Below are 16562 nucleotides of genomic sequence, written 5' to 3' on the forward strand. Positions count from 1 at the left end.
GGAACGCGTAGGGGAGGCAGGCGGGGCCGAACCGTGTGCCCTCCGGTTAGCGTGCGGGGACGGGTGGGCAGGCAGAGGCCCGGGGATCCGACGTGAGGGCGAGGGACGTATGCGCGCGGTGGTGTTCGAACGGTTCGGGGAGCCGGCGGAGGTGCGGGAGGTGCCGGACCCGGCGCCGGCCGAGCACGGGGTGGTGGTCCGCGTCGAGGCGACCGGCCTGTGCCGCAGCGACTGGCACGGCTGGCAGGGCCACGACCCGGACATCGTCCTTCCGCACGTGCCGGGCCACGAACTCGCGGGCGTCGTCGAGGCGGTCGGGGCGCGCGTCACGGGTGTCCGCCCCGGCGACCGGGTGACGGTCCCGTTCGTGTGCGCGTGCGGCACGTGCGCCGCCTGCGCGGCCGGCGACCAGCAGGTGTGCGAGCGGCAGACCCAGCCCGGTTTCACCCACTGGGGTTCCTTCGCCCAGTACGTGGCGCTCGACCACGCGGACGTGAACCTGGTCGCGGTCCCCGACGGGATGTCCGCCGCCACCGCCGCGTCCCTCGGCTGCCGCTTCGCCACCGCGTTCCGCGCGGTCACGCGGCAGGGCCGGGTCGCCGCGGGGGAGTGGGCCGTGGTGCACGGCTGCGGCGGGGTCGGCCTGTCGGCCGTGATGATCGCGGCGGCGGCCGGTGCGCGCGTGGTCGCGGTCGACGTCTCCCGGCGGGCGCTCGACCTCGCCCGGACGTTCGGCGCCGAGCACTGCGTCGACGTCACGCGCACCCCCGACCCGGCGGCGGCGGTCCGCGAACTGACCGGCGGCGGGGCCCATCTCTCGCTCGACGCCCTCGGCTCGCCCGCCACCTGCGCGGCCTCGGTGAACGGGCTGCGCCGCCGCGGCCGGCACGTCCAGGTCGGCCTGCTCCCGGGCGGCACCGGCGGCACGCCCGTGCCGATGGCCCGCGCGGTCGCCCTGGAACTGGAGATCCTCGGCAGCCACGGCATGGCCGCCCACGCCTACCCGCCGATGCTCGAACTGGTCCGCGCGGGTGTGCTGCGCCCCGACCTGCTGGTGACGTCGACGATCCCGCTCGACGCGGCCCCCGCCGCCCTCGCGGCGATGGGAGCGGCGCCGGGGTCCGGGGTCACGGTCGTCCTGCCGTGGAGCTGACCGAACCACCGCCCGCCGCACGGTCGTTGACGGCGGCGCCCGTCGCCGGGCGCCCGTGATGGCCGGCCCACTCGTCCTCCAGCACCGCCATCAGCACCTCGTCCGCCCACGCGCCGTCCCGCATCCGGGTCGGCCGCCGGACTCCCTCCACCACGAACCCGACCTTCCGGTACACGTGCAGCGCCCGGGAGTTGTCGGACCACGCCTCCAACTGCACCCGGTGCAGGCCCAGTTCCCCGAACGCGTACTCCAGGAGCAGCCGGATCGCCTCCGTGCCGGTTCCGCGCCCCCGGCCGCGCGGCCCGAGCAGGGTGCGGAAGGTGCAGGCGCGCGCCTCGGGCACCCACTCGTACAGGACGACCTCGCCGAGGAGTTCACCGGTGGACCGGTCGGTGACCGCGAGGTCGAGGCGGTCGTCCCGGGCGGACCGCGACCCGTACCAGGCGCGCAGCCGCTCCGGGGTGAGCGAGCCGTCGGCCGGGAAGGTGAAGCGGATCACCTCGGGGTCCCGCAGGATCTCGGCGACGGCGTCCGCGTCGTCCGCGGTGAAGGGCCTGAGAACGGTCTTCTCGCCGGTCAGTACCGGTTTGACGGAGAGGTTCATCCGGCGATCGTGCGCACCGCGCGGGTGGCCGGGCAACCGGATATCGGGGCCCCCGCGACGCGCGCGGGGGCCCGGCGGCCGGACGGCCGCCCGCGGTTCAGTCCGTCCCCCGCCCCCGGTTGCCCGGCCGCGAGGCCACCCAGGCGCGGACGGTGTCCGCGTACCAGTAGGGCTTTCCGCCCTCCACGTGGTCGGGCGGCGGCAGCAGCCCGTGCTTGCGGTAGGACCGCACGGTGTCGGGCTGCACCCGGATGTGCGCCGCGATGTCCTTGTACGACCAGAGCCGTCGGTCGGTCATGAACCGTACCTCCCTGAGCGCGCCGCGGCGGCGGCCGGGGAACGGCCGTCGGGGGGCCGGGCGCGCTGGTGATCACCAAGCCTGTGCCCGGTCAACGACGCGGAGTGACCGCAGGGCCGGTGCTGTCGACCGGGTGTGACAGGGAACCCGCGTACACGCGACATGTGTGACACGCGGGGTGCGTTCGTGACGCGAGTGGCACACAGGCGGGCGCGGCCGCGGCGGCGCGGCACGTTGACAGCCGTCCCTGCGGGCGCCGCCGGGGACCGGAACCGGCCGTCCCGTTCCGCGGGCCGCGCGCACGGCGAGGCGGGCCGGGTCCGCTGCGACGGACCCGGCCCGCCGGCTTCCGGCGCTCCCCCGAACCGACCGGCCGGATCACCAGGGTGCGGCCGGCCCGCCCGCGCGGTCTTGGAAAAATGCGCGGTGGCCGGAATCGGCTGCCGGGAGGGCGGGTCGGCGGCCCGCCGGGGCGCGCCCCGGGGGCCCGTCAGGTGAGGACGAGGCTGGTCGCCTCTCCCGCCATCCGGTCGGTCGCGGGGAGCGCGGACGGTGCGGGCGGAGCGGCCGCGGCCGTGCGGGCGGTCGCGAACTCCCCGGGGGTGCACCCCGTCATCGCGCGGAACTCGCGGCCGAGGTGGGCCTGGTCGTAGTAGCCGCACAGCGCGGCCGTCTCCGCCTGGCCGCGTCCCGCCGCGAGCAGCCGCCGGGCGCGCTGGAGCCGCAGCACCCGGGCGGCGGCCTTCGGGCCGAGCCCGATCTGCTCCCGGAAGCGGGACTCCAACTGCCGTACGCTCCAGCCCACTTCGGCGGCGAGGCGCGGTACGGGCAACGTCCCCCCGGTGCGCGTCAGTTCGGACCAGGCGCGCACCACCCGGGCCGAACTCCGCCCACCCGCCCCGGTCCAGTACGTGAGGACGTCGTCGAGCAGCCGCATCCGGGCCGGCCAGCCGGGCAGCGCGGCGAGCGCGTCGCTCAGTCCGGCGACGTCGTGCCACCGTCGCGCGTTCGCGCGGGCGCCGAGGGCGTGCGGCAGCTCGTCCGGATCCACCGGGCGCCCGGCGAGTTCGTGCTGGGGCGTGCCGAACATCCCGAACGCGGCCCAGGGGGTGAGCAGTACCTCGATGCCGGTGAGCCGCCCGCCGTGCTCCCCGACGACCGCGCCGGTGGTCATGCCCGAGTACAGCGAGGCCAGGGTGACCGGCTCCCGGCCGGGGGCGGAGATCCGCACCCGGCCCTCCAGGTCGAGCAGCAGGGTCACCGCGCCGATCGGCGCCTCCAGGCGGCGGCGCGGCCCCGCCATGTCGATCCTGGTCCCGCGGTAGCCGAGGACGCCGGGCCGCAGCCGGGGATGGGGGCGCGCGAACGCGATCTCCCAGGTCCCGTCGGGCCCCCGGCCCGACCGGGTGCGCACCGCACTGGCCATTCGCTTCTCCCCGTCCCTGCCGGACGGCACCCGTGACCCCCGCGTCTTCGGGCACCCGTTCGAGAGCGCCCATGGTGCTACGGCACGGCGGATCGCGGAATCGCACCGGGGAGGAGAAAGGGAGGAGAAGGGAGAGGAACAGGAAAGGGAACCCGGCGGAGGCGGGGCGCGGGAGGGCGGGACAGGGCGGGGGAAACGTGAGAGGACGGAACCGGGAGGGCGCGACGGGGCAGGGTGGAGGAGTGGGCAGGAGATGCCCCGCACGAGGGTGCCACCATCTGGTCCGAATGTCCGGACAAAGCATTGACACGGTTCCCCGGGCGGGGCTAGAAACCGTGAGGAGCGACACGAAGGGGACTTGATGGCCGACGACCTGATGGCCTACGACCTGATCACCATGGGGCGGATCGGGGTGGACCTCTACCCGTTGCAGACCGGTGTGCCGCTGGCGCAGGTGTCCTCGTTCGGGAAGTTCCTCGGCGGTTCGGCGGCGAACGTCGCGGTCGCGGCGGCCCGGCTCGGCCGGCGCACCGCCGTCGTCACCCGCACCGGGGCCGACGGCTTCGGTGCCTATCTCCACCAGGCCCTGCGCGACTTCGGCGTGGACGACCGCTGGGTCACCCCCGTCGCGGGCCTGCCGACCCCGGTCACCTTCTGCGAGGTGTTCCCGCCCGACGACTTCCCGCTGCACTTCTACCGGCAGCCCAAGGCGCCCGACCTGGAGATCGACGCCCACGACGTGGACCTCGACGCCGTCCGCCGCGCCCGGGTCTTCTGGGTGACCGGGACGGGCCTGAGCGAGGAGCCCAGCCGCACCGCGACCCTCGCCGCCCTCGCGCACCGCGCCCGCGCCGGCACCACCGTCTTCGACCTCGACTGGCGCCCCATGTTCTGGCCCGACCCGCGGGCCGCCCGCCCCTTCTACACCGAGGCGCTGCGGCACGCCACCGTCGCCGTCGGCAACGTGGACGAGGTGGAGGTCGCCACCGGCGAGCGCGAACCGCGCGCCGCGGCCCAGGCGTTGCTCGACGCCGGTGCCGAACTCGCCGTCGTCAAGCAGGGCCCGCTCGGTGTGCTCGCCCTGCACCGCGACGGCACCGAGGCCGAGGTCCCGCCGCTGCCGGTCGACGTCCTCAACGGCCTCGGGGCGGGCGACGCCTTCGGCGGCTCGCTCTGCCACGGACTGCTGTCCGGCTGGGAGTTGGCCCGCACCCTGCGGTACGCGAACGCGGCCGGCGCGATCGTCGCCTCCCGCCTGGAGTGTTCCTCCGCCATGCCGACGGTCGCCGAGATCGAGGGCGCGCTCACCGCCGGGGCCGTCCTGTGACGGCGGACGGTACCGGCCGGCCGGCGGCGCGCCGCGAGCTCCACCTCCCCAACGGCACGACAGCGCAAGGGGATTACGCCCTCGACATCGGACCCGACGTGCTCGATTGGCCCCACGGGGCCCTGCGCGTACTGGAGTTGGCGGCGGGCGGTGTTCACGAACTGGACACCGGGGAAAGCGAGTGGATCGTGCTGCCGCTCACCGGCGGCTGTACCGTGCGCGTGGCGGAGCAGACGTTCCATCTGCTGGGCAGGGACAGCGTGTTCGCGTCCGTCAGTGACTTCGCGTACCTGCCCCGGGACGCCCGCGCACAGATCGCCTCCGGTGCGGGAGGCCGCTTCGCCCTGGCAGGAGCGAAGTGCGGGCGACGACTCCCCGCCCGCTACGGTCCCGCACCGGAGGTACCGGTCGAGGTGCGCGGCAGCGGCCAGACGGCCCGCCGGGTACGGAACTTCGCCTCGGCCGAGGGGTTCGCGTGCGACCGGCTCATCGCCGTGGAGGTCATCACCCCCGGCGGCAACTGGTCCTCGTACCCGCCGCACAAGCACGACGAGGACCGCCCCGGGCTGGAGTCGGAGCTTTGCGAGATCTACTACTTCGAGATCGAGGGCGGCGGCTTCGGCTACCAGCGGGTGTTCCCCTCCCGCGAGGGCGGCGCCGACGTGCTCGCCGAGGTCCGCTCGGGCGACGCCGTCCTCGTCCCCGACGGCTGGCACGGCCCGTCCGTCGCGCAGCCCGGCCACGACATGTACTACCTCAACGTCATGGCGGGGCCCGGCGCCGAGCGCGAGTGGCGGATCTGCTTCCACCCCGACCACACGGCGACCGCGGGAGGCTACCGGTGACGGCGACGGTGAGGCTGACGACGGCCCAGGCACTGGTGCGGTTCCTCGCCGCCCAGTACACCGAACGGGACGGCGCCCGCGCCCGGCTGATCGGCGCGACGTGGGGCATCTTCGGGCACGGCAACGTCGCCGGGATCGGCCAGGCGCTCCTGGAGTACGCCGACGTCATGCCCTTTCACCAGGGCCGCAACGAACAGGCCATGGTGCACGCGGCGACCGGCTACGCCCGGCAGTCGGGCCGGCTCTCCACGCACGCGGTGACGACGTCGATCGGACCGGGCGCCACCAACCTGGTGACCGGTGCCGCGCTCGCCACCGTCAACCACCTGCCCGTCCTGCTGCTCCCCGGCGACGTGTTCGCGACGCGGCCCGCCGACCCGGTCCTCCAGCAGCTCGAAGTCCCCTACGCCGGCGACGTGTCGGTCAACGACTGCCTGCGCCCGGTGTCCCGCTGGTTCGACCGGATCACCCGCCCCGAGGCGCTGGTCCCGGCCGCGCTCGAAGCGATGCGGGTGCTCACCGACCCCGTAGAGACGGGCGCCGTCACCCTCGCCCTGCCGCAGGACGTCCAGGCGGAGGCGTACGACTGGCCCGAGGAGTTCTTCGCGGAACGGGTCTGGGCGGTGCGCCGGCCGGGCGCCGACCCGGCCGAACTCGCCGCCGCCGTACGGCTGATCAGGTCCGCGCGGCGCCCCCTGCTGGTCGCGGGCGGCGGGGTCCACCACAGCCGCGCCGAGGACACCCTCTGCGAGTTCGCCGCGACCACCGGCATCCCCGTCGCCTCCACCCAGTCCGGCAAGGGCTCGCTGCGCTTCGACCATCCGCAGGACGTCGGCGGTGTCGGGCACACCGGCACGGCCGTCGCCGACGCGCTCGCCCGCACCGCGGACCTGGTGATCGGCGTCGGCACCCGCTGGACGGACTTCACCACCGCCTCCGGCACCCTGTTCGCCGAACCCGGCGTCCGCTTCCTCAACCTCACCGTCGCGCCCCACGACGGCCACAAGCTCGCCGGCACCCCGCTGATCGCCGACGCCCGCACCGGCCTGTCCGAACTGACCGCCGCGCTGCGCCCGCACGCGTACCGGGTGGCGGACGACTACGCCGCCGAGTACGCGCGCGGCAAGGCCGCCTGGGAACGCGGCGTCGACGCCTGCTTCACCGCCGCCGACCCGGACGCGCGCCCCACGCAGGAGCAGGTCCTCGGCGCCCTCGACGCGGTCGTCGACGCCACCGACGTCGTGATCAACGCGGCCGGCTCGCTCCCCGGCGACCTGCACCGGCTGTGGCGGGCGCGCTCGCGCGACCAGTACCACGTGGAGTACGGGTACTCCTGCATGGGCTACGAGATCCCCGCCGCGATCGGGGTGAGCCTCGCGGCCCCCGGGCGCCCGGTGTGGGCACTGGTGGGCGACGGCACGTACCTGATGATGCCGACGGAGATCGTGACCGCCGTGCAGGAGGGCGTGCCGCTCAAGGTCGTCCTCGTGCAGAACCACGGATACGCCTCCATCGGGGGCCTGTCCGAGGCGGTCGGCGGCGAGCGGTTCGGCACCGCGTACCGCCTCCCGGCGGCCGACGGCTCCCTGACGGGCGCTCCGCTGCCGGTCGATCTCGCGGCCAACGCGGCGAGCCTCGGCATGCGTGTGCTGCGCGCCACCACCGTGCGGGAACTGGGCTCCGCCCTCCTGGAGGCCCGGGACGCGGCCACTCCCACATGTGTCTACGTGGAGACCGCAACGGCAGACACAGTGTCGGGGGCGCCGGGCGGGCAGGCCTGGTGGGATGTACCCGTGGCCGAGACCGCGACCCGGCCGTCCGCGGTGCGGGCCCGGGAGTCGTACGAACGTCAGGCCATGACGCGACGCCGCCATCTGTGAAGGAGTACTGGGGAATGACGAAGATCGTCAACCACTGGATCGGCGGCAAGCCCGCCGAGGGCGCGTCGGGCACGTACGGGCCGGTGACCGACCCGGCGACCGGCGCGGTCACCACCAAGGTCGCCTTCGCCTCCGTCGAGGAGGTCGACGCCGCGGTCGCCGCGGCCAAGGACGCCTACGTGAGCTGGGGCCAGTCGTCCCTCGCGAAGCGCACCTCGATCCTGTTCGCGTTCCGCGCGCTGCTCGACGCCCACCGCGACGAGATCGCCGGGCTGATCACCGCCGAGCACGGCAAGGTCCACTCCGACGCGCTCGGCGAGGTCGCCCGCGGCCTGGAGATCGTCGAACTGGCCTGCGGCATCACCGTCCAGCTCAAGGGCGAGCTGTCCACGCAGGTCGCCAGCCGGGTCGACGTGTCCTCGATCCGCCAGCCGCTGGGCGTCGTCGCGGGCATCACGCCGTTCAACTTCCCGGCCATGGTGCCGATGTGGATGTTCCCGATCGCCATCGCGTGCGGCAACACCTTCGTGCTCAAGCCGTCCGAGAAGGACCCGTCGGCCGCCGTGCGCATCGCGGAGCTGCTGAGCGAGGCCGGGCTGCCCGACGGCGTCTTCAACGTCGTGCACGGCGACAAGACGGCCGTGGACCGCCTGCTGGAGCACCCGGACGTCAAGGCCGTCTCCTTCGTCGGCTCGACGCCCATCGCCCGCTACATCCACACCACGGCCACCGCGCACGGCAAGCGGGTCCAGGCGCTCGGCGGCGCCAAGAACCACATGCTGGTGCTGCCCGACGCCGACCTGGACGCCGCGGCCGACGCCGCCGTCTCCGCCGCGTACGGCTCGGCCGGCGAGCGCTGCATGGCGATCTCCGCTGTCGTCGCGGTCGGCGCGATCGGCGACGAACTGGTCGCGAAGATCCGCGAGCGGGCCGAGAAGATCGTCATCGGCCCCGGCAACGACCCGGCCTCCGAGATGGGCCCGCTGATCACCGCGGCCCACCGCGACAAGGTCGCCTCGTACGTGAGCGGCGCGGCGGCCGAGGGCGCCGAGGTCGTCCTCGACGGCACCGGCCACACGGTCGAGGGCCACGAGGACGGGCACTGGATCGGCATCTCCCTGCTCGACCGGGTGCCGGTCACGGCGAAGGCGTACACGGACGAGATCTTCGGCCCGGTGCTGTGCGTGCTGCGCGCGGACACCTACGAGGAGGCCCTCGCGGTCGTCAACGCCTCGCCGTTCGGCAACGGCACCGCGATCTTCACCCGCGACGGCGGCGCGGCCCGCCGCTTCCAGCTGGAGGTGGAGGCGGGCATGGTCGGCGTGAACGTGCCGATCCCGGTGCCGGTGGGCTACCACTCCTTCGGCGGCTGGAAGGACTCCCTGTTCGGGGACCACCACGTCTACGGCAACGACGGCACGCACTTCTACACGCGCGGCAAGGTCGTCACCACCCGCTGGCCCGACCCGGCCGAGGGCCCCTCCGGCGTCGACCTCGGGTTCCCCAGCAACCACTGACCGTCACCGTCACGCCGTGTCGGGCTGTTCGCTATGCGGACGGCCCGACATTTTTTCGTCACCCCCGCTGCGGTTCCCGTTCATCCGGGAGGAAAAGGATGACGTAGGTCACTCCGCTCGATCACCTTGGAAAGCAAGGTCGTGTCGCGCACAAGGGTGATGAATGAGCTGTCGAGCCCGGATGTCCTGGGAAATCGATGTGACCTGCGTCGCTCCGCGGCTGCGGATTCCGCAGGTAAACGGCCATTGACGTGATGGTTTTCGTCGGGGTTCCATGCAGCACCGGGAGCGGACGAACAGCACGCAGAGCAGCCGCCGGAGGCGATGGCGCTCCCGGACGCGACCTTCTCACGTACTGACCGAACGGAACCGCGCATGACCGACACGCTCCGCTCCGTCGAGCACGCCGTCGCCGACACGATCGACAGGATCGACGACGGGTCCCGGAAGCTCAAGCGTTCCATCGGCGTCGTCGGCGGCACCCTGCTGACGCTGTCCTGCGTGACGCCCGCCTCGACGCTCTTCGTGGTGGTCCCCGACCTGTTCGGCACCCTCGGCACCGCGACCGCCCTCACGATCGCCATCGGCTCCCTGATCTGTATCGCCGTGGCGTTCTGCTACTCGGAGCTGGGCACCCTCATCCCCAGCGCGGGCGGCGAGTACGCCATGGTCTCCACGATGGCCGGGCGGCTCGCGGGCTGGCTCGTCTTCGTGCTGTCGCTGCTGGTCGTGATGATCGTGCCGCCGGTGATCGCGATCGGCACCGCCGACTATCTCGCGCCCCTGGTCCATCTCAACGCGTCGATGGCCGGCGCGGGCGTGATGATCCTGGCCACCCTGGCCGGTCTGCTCGACCTGCGCGCCAACGCCTGGATCACCGGCATCTTCCTGGTCCTCGAAGTCATCGCGGCCGGTGTCGTCGCCGTCCTCGGCTTCGCGCACAGCCACCGCGGCGCCGGCAGCCTCGTCTCCATGCAGGTGGCGGGCGAGCACGGCCACACCGACGCCGTCACCGCGATGCTGGTGGTCTCCGGCCTCGCCATCGCGCTGTTCGTCACGCAGGGCTTCTCCACGGCGGTCTACCTCTCCGAGGAGCTGGAGAACCCGCGCCGCAACGTCGCCCGCACGGTGCTCGCCACCCTCGCGATCTCCACCGTGATCATCCTGGTCCCGGTCGTCGCCATCACCATGGGTGCCGACAGCCTCCAGCAGCTCACCTCCGGCGACCTCGGCGGCATGGTCACCGCGTGGTCCAACTCCGCCGTCGGCACCTTCGTCAGCCTCTGCGTCGCCCTCGCGATCATCAACGCGGGCATCGTCATGGTCATCCAGAACTCCCGCGTCCTGTTCGCCTCGGCGCGCGACAAGGCGTGGCCCGAGCCGGTCAACAACGTCTTCGCGAAGCTCGGCCGCTTCGGCTCCCCGTGGGTGTCCACCCTCGCGGTCGGCGTGCCCGGCGCGATCCTCTGCTTCGTCAACCTGGACACCCTCTACGGCGTCACCGGCGTCTCCGTGACCGGCATGTACCTCCTCGTCGCGGTCGCCGCCCTGCTCTCCCGCCGCGGCGCCCACCGCCACGCCAAGGCCTGGCGCATGCCCCTGTGGCCGGCCCTGCCGATCCTGCTGATCGTGGTCCTCGGCTACGTCCTGACCCAGCAGGAGACCGGCTACCTGCTGTGGACGGGCGGCATCGTCCTGGTGGCCACGCTCTACTGGGCCCTCTACCTCCGTCCCCGCCGCGACACCCGCTGGCTGGTGTCGATCCCGGAAGACATGCGGGAGTAGGCCCGCTCTACTCCCTTGGGAGGAAACGCGGTTCAGACCTCAGGCGGCAGATTGCGGCCCGCGCCCCGCTTACCGTTGAGTCATGGATCTTCGACTCCCCGGAGCGCGGCGCCGCCCGGGTCCGCCGCGCCGCGCACGCGGGCCGCGGCGCCTGCCGGCCCTGTTCGCGGTGCTCGCCGTGCTGGCCGGGGCCGCCACCGCGTCCGGGGTGCCGGCCGCCGCCGCCGGCGGCTCCGGCACCGTGCACAGCACCGACCGGACCCTGTCCATGGGGGGCCGAGTACGCCTCGACACCACGTACTTCACCTCGGACGCCACCGGCCGCCGCCCCGCCGTGCTGCTCGCCCACGGGTTCGGCGGGAGCAAGGACGACGTGCGGGGCCAGGCCCAGAGGCTCGCCGCCGACGGGTACGCGGTGCTGACCTGGTCGGCGCGCGGCTTCGGGAAGTCGAGCGGCAGCATCGGGCTCAACGACCCCGCGGGCGAGGTCGCCGACGTCTCCCGGCTCGTCGACTGGCTGGCGGCCCGACCCGAGGTGGAGCTCGACGCGAAGGGCGACCCGCGCGTCGGTGTCACCGGGGCCTCCTACGGCGGTGCGGTCTCCCTGCTCGCCGCCGGGTACGACGACCGGATCGACGCCATCGCGCCCGAGATCACCTACTGGAACCTCGCCGACGCCCTGTTCCCCGACGGCGTGTTCAAGAAGCTGTGGGCGGGCATCTTCGTCAACTCCGGCGGCGGCTGCGCCCAGTTCGAGAAGAAGCTCTGCGCGATGTACGAGCGGGTCGCCGAGTCGGGGAAGCCCGACGCCGCCGCCCGCTCCCTCCTCGAAGAGCGCTCGCCGTCCGCCGTGGCGGACCGCATCGACGTGCCGGCCCTCCTCGTGCAGGGCCAGACCGACTCCCTCTTCCCGCTCGGCCAGGCCGACGCCGCCGCCCGCGCGATCCGCGCCAACGGCGCGCCCGTGGACGTCGACTGGATCGCGGGCGGCCACGACGGCGGCGACATGGAGGCGTCCCGCGTGCAGGGCCGGGTCACGTCCTGGTTCGACCGGTACCTCAAGGGCGACAAGGGCGCCGACACCGGCCCCGCCTTCCGCGTCACTCGCACCGGCGGCGTCGACACCACCGACGGCGCCGCCCAGGAACGCGGCGCGAGCAGCGACAGCTACCCCGGCCTCGACAGCGGCCCGCACGCCGTGCGCCTGGACAGCACCACGCAGCGCGTCGTCAACCCGGCCGGCGGCACCCCGCCCGCGGTCTCCGCCCTGCCCGGCCTCGGCGGCGCGGCGGGGCTGTCGAGCCTCTCCTCGCTGGGCGTCGGCGTCTCGCTGGACTTCCCCGGCCAGTTCGCCCGCTTCGACTCCGCGCCACTGCCGGACAACCTGCGCATCACCGGTTCGCCCACGGTCACCGTGCACGTCACCTCGACGAGCGACGACGCCGTCCTGTTCGCCAAGCTGTACGACGTCGGCACGGACGCGCAGCAGGTGCTGCCCGCCCAACTGGTCACGCCCCTAAGGGTGGAGGGCGCGAAGCAGGGCAAGGACGTCCGGGTCACCCTGCCCGCCGTCGACCACGAGGTGCAGAAGGGCCACCGGCTGCGCCTGGTCCTCGCCTCCACCGACCTCGCCTACGCCTCCCCGGCGGCCCCCGCCACGTACACCGTCTCCCTCGCCGGGTCCGACCGGCTGACGGTGCCGACCGCGCCCGGGGTCACCACCGCGGCGGCGCCGCTGCCGGCGTGGGTGTGGTGGCTGCCGCTCGCCGCGGCCGCCGTCGCGCTCGCCCTGCTGCTCACGGCACGCCGCCGCACCGCGCACCCGGCCCCGGACCCCGCGCTCGCCGAGGTCCCGCTGCGCATCACGGGCCTCAGCAAGCGCTACGCACGCTCCAACGACCGGTACGCCGTACGGGAGTTGACCTTCGGCGTGGAGAAGGGCCAGGTGCTCGGGCTGCTCGGCCCGAACGGCGCGGGCAAGACGACGACCCTGCGCATGCTGATGGGACTGATCAGCCCCGACGACGGCGACATCCGCGTCTTCGGCCACGCGGTCCGCCCCGGCGCGCCCGTCCTGTCGCGCGTCGGCGCCTTCGTCGAGGGCTCGGGCTTCCTGCCGCACCTCTCCGGCCGCGACAACCTGGAGCTGTACTGGCGCGCCACGGGCCGCCCGCCCGGCGACGCGCACCTGGACGAGGCCCTGGAGATCGCCGGCCTCGGCGAGGCGCTGTCCCGCGCGGTGCGCACGTACTCGCAGGGCATGCGCCAGCGCCTGGCCATCGCGCAGGCCATGCTGGGCCTGCCCGACCTGCTGATCCTGGACGAACCGACCAACGGCCTCGACCCGCCGCAGATCCGCGAGATGCGCGAGGTGATGATCCGGTACGCGGCGGCCGGCCGCACCGTGATCGTCTCCAGCCACCTGCTCTCCGAGGTCGAGCAGTCCTGCACCCACCTGGTCGTCATGGACCGCGGCCGGCTGGTGCAGGCCGGCCCGGTGCGGGAGATCGTCGGCTCCGGCGACACCCTGCTGGTCGGCACCCCGGCGCCGCTGGACGCGGCCCTCCTGGAGAAGGTCGCCGCCCTGCCGGGTGTCGCGTCCGCCCTGCCCGTCGACGGCGGCGTCCTGGTCCGGCTCGACCCCGGCACCGGCACCGTGGGCCTGGTCGCGGAACTGGTCCGGCTCGGCGTGCCCGTCGCGTCGGTCGGCCCGCACCGCCGCCTGGAGGACGCCTTCCTGACCCTCATCGGAGGTTCCGCATGAGCACGCTCACCGGCCGCACCGAGGTCGCCACCGGCTACCGCGCGGGCCGCACCCTGCCCGTACGGGTGGAACTGGTACGGCAGTTGAAGCGCCGCCGCACCCTCGTGATGGGCGCGATCCTGTTCGCCCTGCCGTTCGTGCTGACCGTCGCCTTCGCGATCGGCGGCGCCCCCGGGGCGCGCAACAACCAGGTGACCCTGATGGACACGGCCACCTCGTCCGCCGCCAACTTCGCGGCCGTCAACCTGTTCGTCTCGGCGGGCTTCCTGCTGGTGGTGCCGGTCGCGCTGTTCTGCGGCGACACCGTCGCCTCGGAGGCGAGCTGGTCCTCGCTGCGCTACCTGCTCGCGGCGCCCGTGCCCCGGGCCCGGCTGCTGTGGTCCAAGCTCGTCGTCGGGCTCGGCCTGAGCCTCGCGGCGATGGTGCTGCTGCCGCTGGTCGCGCTGGCGGTCGGCGCCGCCGCCTACGGCTGGGGTCCGTTGCAGGTCCCCACCGGCGGCGCCCTCGACGCGGGCACCGCCGTACGCGGTCTCGCGGTGGCCGTCGGGTACCTCTTCGTGTCCCAACTGGTCACCGCAGCACTGGCGTTCTGGCTCTCCACCAAGACGGACGCCCCGCTCGGCGCGGTCGGCGGCGCGGTGGGCCTGACCATCGTCGGCAACGTCCTGGACGCGGTCACCGCGCTCGGCCACTGGCGCGACTTCCTGCCCGCGCACTGGCAGTTCGCGTGGGCCGACGTCCTCCAGCCGCACGCCGAGTGGTCCGGCATGGTCCAGGGCGCCTCGGTGTCCGTGGCGTACGCGCTGATCCTGTTCGCCCTGGCGTTCCGGGGGTTCGCGGGCAAGGACATCGTGTCGTAGCCGGGAGGGGACCGCGAGGTCCGACGGGGAACGCCCGCCCCATTGACCTCCGGCTACGCGCGAGTAAGTTTACTCCCCGGTAAGTACGGTCTTCAGCACGCCAGTAGAGCCGTCAACGGGAGCCGTCGTGGGCGTACGCAGGGAACTCAAGCAGGCGCGGCAGCGCACCGACCTGGCGGGCCGCACCCGGGTCGAGCTGGTCAGGGACGAGAAGGGCACCGTCCGCGAGGTGAGCACAGCCGCCCTCGCGCCGGAGCGGAAGACGGGCAGCGTCGCCGACCTGCCCTTCACCAACGCGGCCGAGGCGCCCGGCGCCGTGGTGCTGCGCCGCAGAGCGGGCGGCGCGTGGCAGCCGGTGACGGCGGCGGAGTTCGCCGCCCAAGTCACCGCGGTGGCCAAGGGGTTGATCGCGGCGGGCCTGGAGCCGGGCGGCCGCGTCGCCCTCATGTCCGCCACCCGCTACGAGTGGACGGTGCTGGACTTCGCCGTCTGGGCGGCCGGCGGCCGGTCCGTCCCCGTGTACGCGACCTCCTCCGCCGAACAGGTCGAGTGGATCGTCCGGGACTCCGTCACCCGGTTCGTCGTCACCGAGACCGCGGACATGGCCGCCACCGTCGCCTCCGCCACCGCCGGACACTCCGAACCCCCGCGCGTGTGGCGCCTCGACGCCGACGCCATCGGCCAACTCACGGCACTGGGACGGGAGATACCCGACGAGGAGGTCACCGCGCGGCGCGCCGCCCTGACCCCCGACGACGTCGCCACCATCTGCTACACCTCCGGCACCACCGGGCGCCCCAAGGGCTGCGTGCTCACCCACGCCAACCTGCACGCGGAGGCCGCCAACACGGTCGAGCTGCTGCACCCGATCTTCAAGGAGGTCACCGGGCAGTCCGCGTCGACCCTGCTGTTCCTGCCGCTCGCCCACGTCCTGGGCCGCACCATCCAGATCGCCTGCCTGCTCGCCCGCATCGAGCTGGGCCACTGCCCCAGCATCAAGCCCGCCGAACTGCGGCCCATGCTCAAGGAGTTCAGGCCCACGTTCCTGGTCGGGGTGCCGTACCTCTTCGAGAAGATCCACGACACCGGGCGGGCCACCGCCGAGAAGATCGGCCGCGGCGCCTCCTTCGACCGCGCCGACCGGATCGGCGTCCGCTTCGGCGAGGCGGTGATCCGCCGCTTCCTGGGCACCGGTCCGGGCCCCGCCCCCCGGCTGTACGCGGCCTGGGCGCTGTACGACCTGCTGGTCTACCGCCGCATCCGCAAGGAACTCGGCGGCCGGGTCCGCTACGCCATCAGCGGCGGCTCCCCGCTCGACCGCAACCTCAACCTCTTCTTCCAGGCCGCCGGCATCATGATCTACGAGGGCTACGGCCTCACCGAGACCACGGCCGCCGCCACCGTCGTCCCGCCTCTGGCACCGCGCCCCGGCACCGTCGGCCTGCCCGTCCCCGGCACCGCGATCCGGATCGCCGAGGACGGTGAGGTCCTGGTCCGCGGCGGCGCGGTCTTCGGCGCCTACTGGAACAACCCGGTCGCCACCGCGGGCGTACTGCGCGGCGACTGGTTCGCCACCGGCGACCTCGGCGCCCTCGACGACGACGGCTACCTGACGATCACGGGCCGCAAGAAGGACATCCTCGTCACCTCCGGCGGCAAGAACGTCTCCCCGGCCGTCCTGGAGGACCGGCTGCGCAGCCGCCCGCCGGTCGGCCAGTGCGTCGTGGTCGGCGACAACCGCCCATTCGTCGCTGCCCTGGTCACCCTCGACCCCGAGGTCGTCGCGCACTGGCTGGCGCTGCGCGGGCTGCCCGCCGACACCCCGCTCACCGAGCTGGTCGAGGACCCGCGACTGGTCGCCGAGGTGCAGAAGGCCGTCGACTACGCCAACGAGGCCGTCTCGCGCGCCGAGTCGATCCGCGCCTTCCGGCTCGTCGGCGCCGAGTTCACCGAGGAGAACGGGCTGCTCACCCCGTCCCTGAAGATCAGGCGCCGCGAGGTGACCACGGCGTACGCGGCGGAGATCGACGAGCTGTACGGCGGCTGACCCCGCCCGCCGCCCCCTGGGAACAGCACGACGGCGGGCCACCGGAGACCGGTGAC

Annotated in this window: 12 protein-coding genes; 9 read left to right on the plus strand and 3 right to left on the minus strand. The window is 73.8% G+C overall.

The genetic code is table 11. The features are described 5' to 3' along the window. The first annotated feature begins 109 nt into the window (after positions 1–109). On the plus strand, positions 110–1153 hold the full coding sequence (locus ACFZA0_RS01345; protein WP_391009358.1) for a zinc-binding dehydrogenase: 1044 nt from the start codon (positions 110–112) through the stop codon (positions 1151–1153). On the opposite strand, the gene ACFZA0_RS01350 is transcribed toward ACFZA0_RS01345, so the two are convergent. The 3 genes from ACFZA0_RS01350 to ACFZA0_RS01360 form a co-directional block, all read right to left on the minus strand. Beyond that, positions 1128–1757: a GNAT family N-acetyltransferase gene (locus tag ACFZA0_RS01350; protein ID WP_391009361.1), complete on the minus strand. Its 630-nt coding sequence runs from the start codon at positions 1755–1757 to the stop codon at positions 1128–1130. The genes ACFZA0_RS01345 and ACFZA0_RS01350 overlap by 26 nt on opposite strands. Positions 1758–1854: 97 nt before the next feature. Beyond that, positions 1855–2055, minus strand: a complete 201-nt coding sequence (locus ACFZA0_RS01355; protein ID WP_391009364.1) for a MerR family transcriptional regulator — start codon at positions 2053–2055, stop codon at positions 1855–1857. Between the two features lie 490 nt (positions 2056–2545). Beyond that, entirely contained in the window at positions 2546–3481 is a 936-nt protein-coding gene (locus ACFZA0_RS01360; protein WP_391009367.1) for a helix-turn-helix domain-containing protein, read from the minus strand. A gap of 376 nt (positions 3482–3857) precedes the next feature. Between ACFZA0_RS01360 and iolC the strand changes: the two genes are divergently transcribed. The 8 genes from iolC to ACFZA0_RS01400 all read left to right on the plus strand — a co-directional run bounded on the left by iolC (position 3858) and on the right by ACFZA0_RS01400 (position 16506). Further along, entirely contained in the window at positions 3858–4808 is a 951-nt protein-coding gene (iolC, locus tag ACFZA0_RS01365; RefSeq protein WP_391011760.1) for a 5-dehydro-2-deoxygluconokinase, read from the plus strand. Next, on the plus strand, positions 4805–5653 hold the full coding sequence (gene iolB / locus ACFZA0_RS01370) for a 5-deoxy-glucuronate isomerase (RefSeq protein ID WP_391009370.1): 849 nt from the start codon (positions 4805–4807) through the stop codon (positions 5651–5653). The genes iolC and iolB overlap by 4 nt, the downstream gene beginning before the upstream one ends. After that, the gene (gene iolD, locus ACFZA0_RS01375; RefSeq protein WP_391009373.1) at positions 5650–7533 is read left to right on the plus strand and encodes a 3D-(3,5/4)-trihydroxycyclohexane-1,2-dione acylhydrolase (decyclizing); all 1884 of its coding nucleotides are present in this window, start codon (positions 5650–5652) and stop codon (positions 7531–7533) included. Before iolB ends, iolD begins: the two co-directional genes overlap by 4 nt. Positions 7534–7547: 14 nt before the next feature. Beyond that, the gene (mmsA, locus tag ACFZA0_RS01380) at positions 7548–9050 is read left to right on the plus strand and encodes a CoA-acylating methylmalonate-semialdehyde dehydrogenase (RefSeq protein WP_391009377.1); all 1503 of its coding nucleotides are present in this window, start codon (positions 7548–7550) and stop codon (positions 9048–9050) included. Between the two features lie 375 nt (positions 9051–9425). Further along, a complete protein-coding gene (locus ACFZA0_RS01385; protein ID WP_391009380.1) occupies positions 9426–10835 on the plus strand; it encodes an amino acid permease in 1410 nt (469 codons plus the stop codon). Between the two features lie 82 nt (positions 10836–10917). Continuing rightward, a complete protein-coding gene (locus ACFZA0_RS01390) occupies positions 10918–13599 on the plus strand; it encodes an alpha/beta fold hydrolase (RefSeq protein WP_391009383.1) in 2682 nt (893 codons plus the stop codon). Further along, positions 13596–14459, plus strand: a complete 864-nt coding sequence (locus ACFZA0_RS01395; RefSeq protein ID WP_391009387.1) for an ABC transporter permease — start codon at positions 13596–13598, stop codon at positions 14457–14459. Before ACFZA0_RS01390 ends, ACFZA0_RS01395 begins: the two co-directional genes overlap by 4 nt. Before the next feature lie 127 nt (positions 14460–14586). Continuing rightward, positions 14587–16506 (plus strand): AMP-binding protein, encoded by a 1920-nt coding sequence (locus ACFZA0_RS01400; protein WP_391009390.1) that lies wholly within the window; start codon positions 14587–14589, stop codon positions 16504–16506. Positions 16507–16562 lie beyond the last annotated feature (56 nt).

It is taken from the genome of Streptomyces sp. NPDC008150 (assembly GCF_042956945.1).
GTDB lineage: Bacteria > Actinomycetota > Actinomycetes > Streptomycetales > Streptomycetaceae > Streptomyces.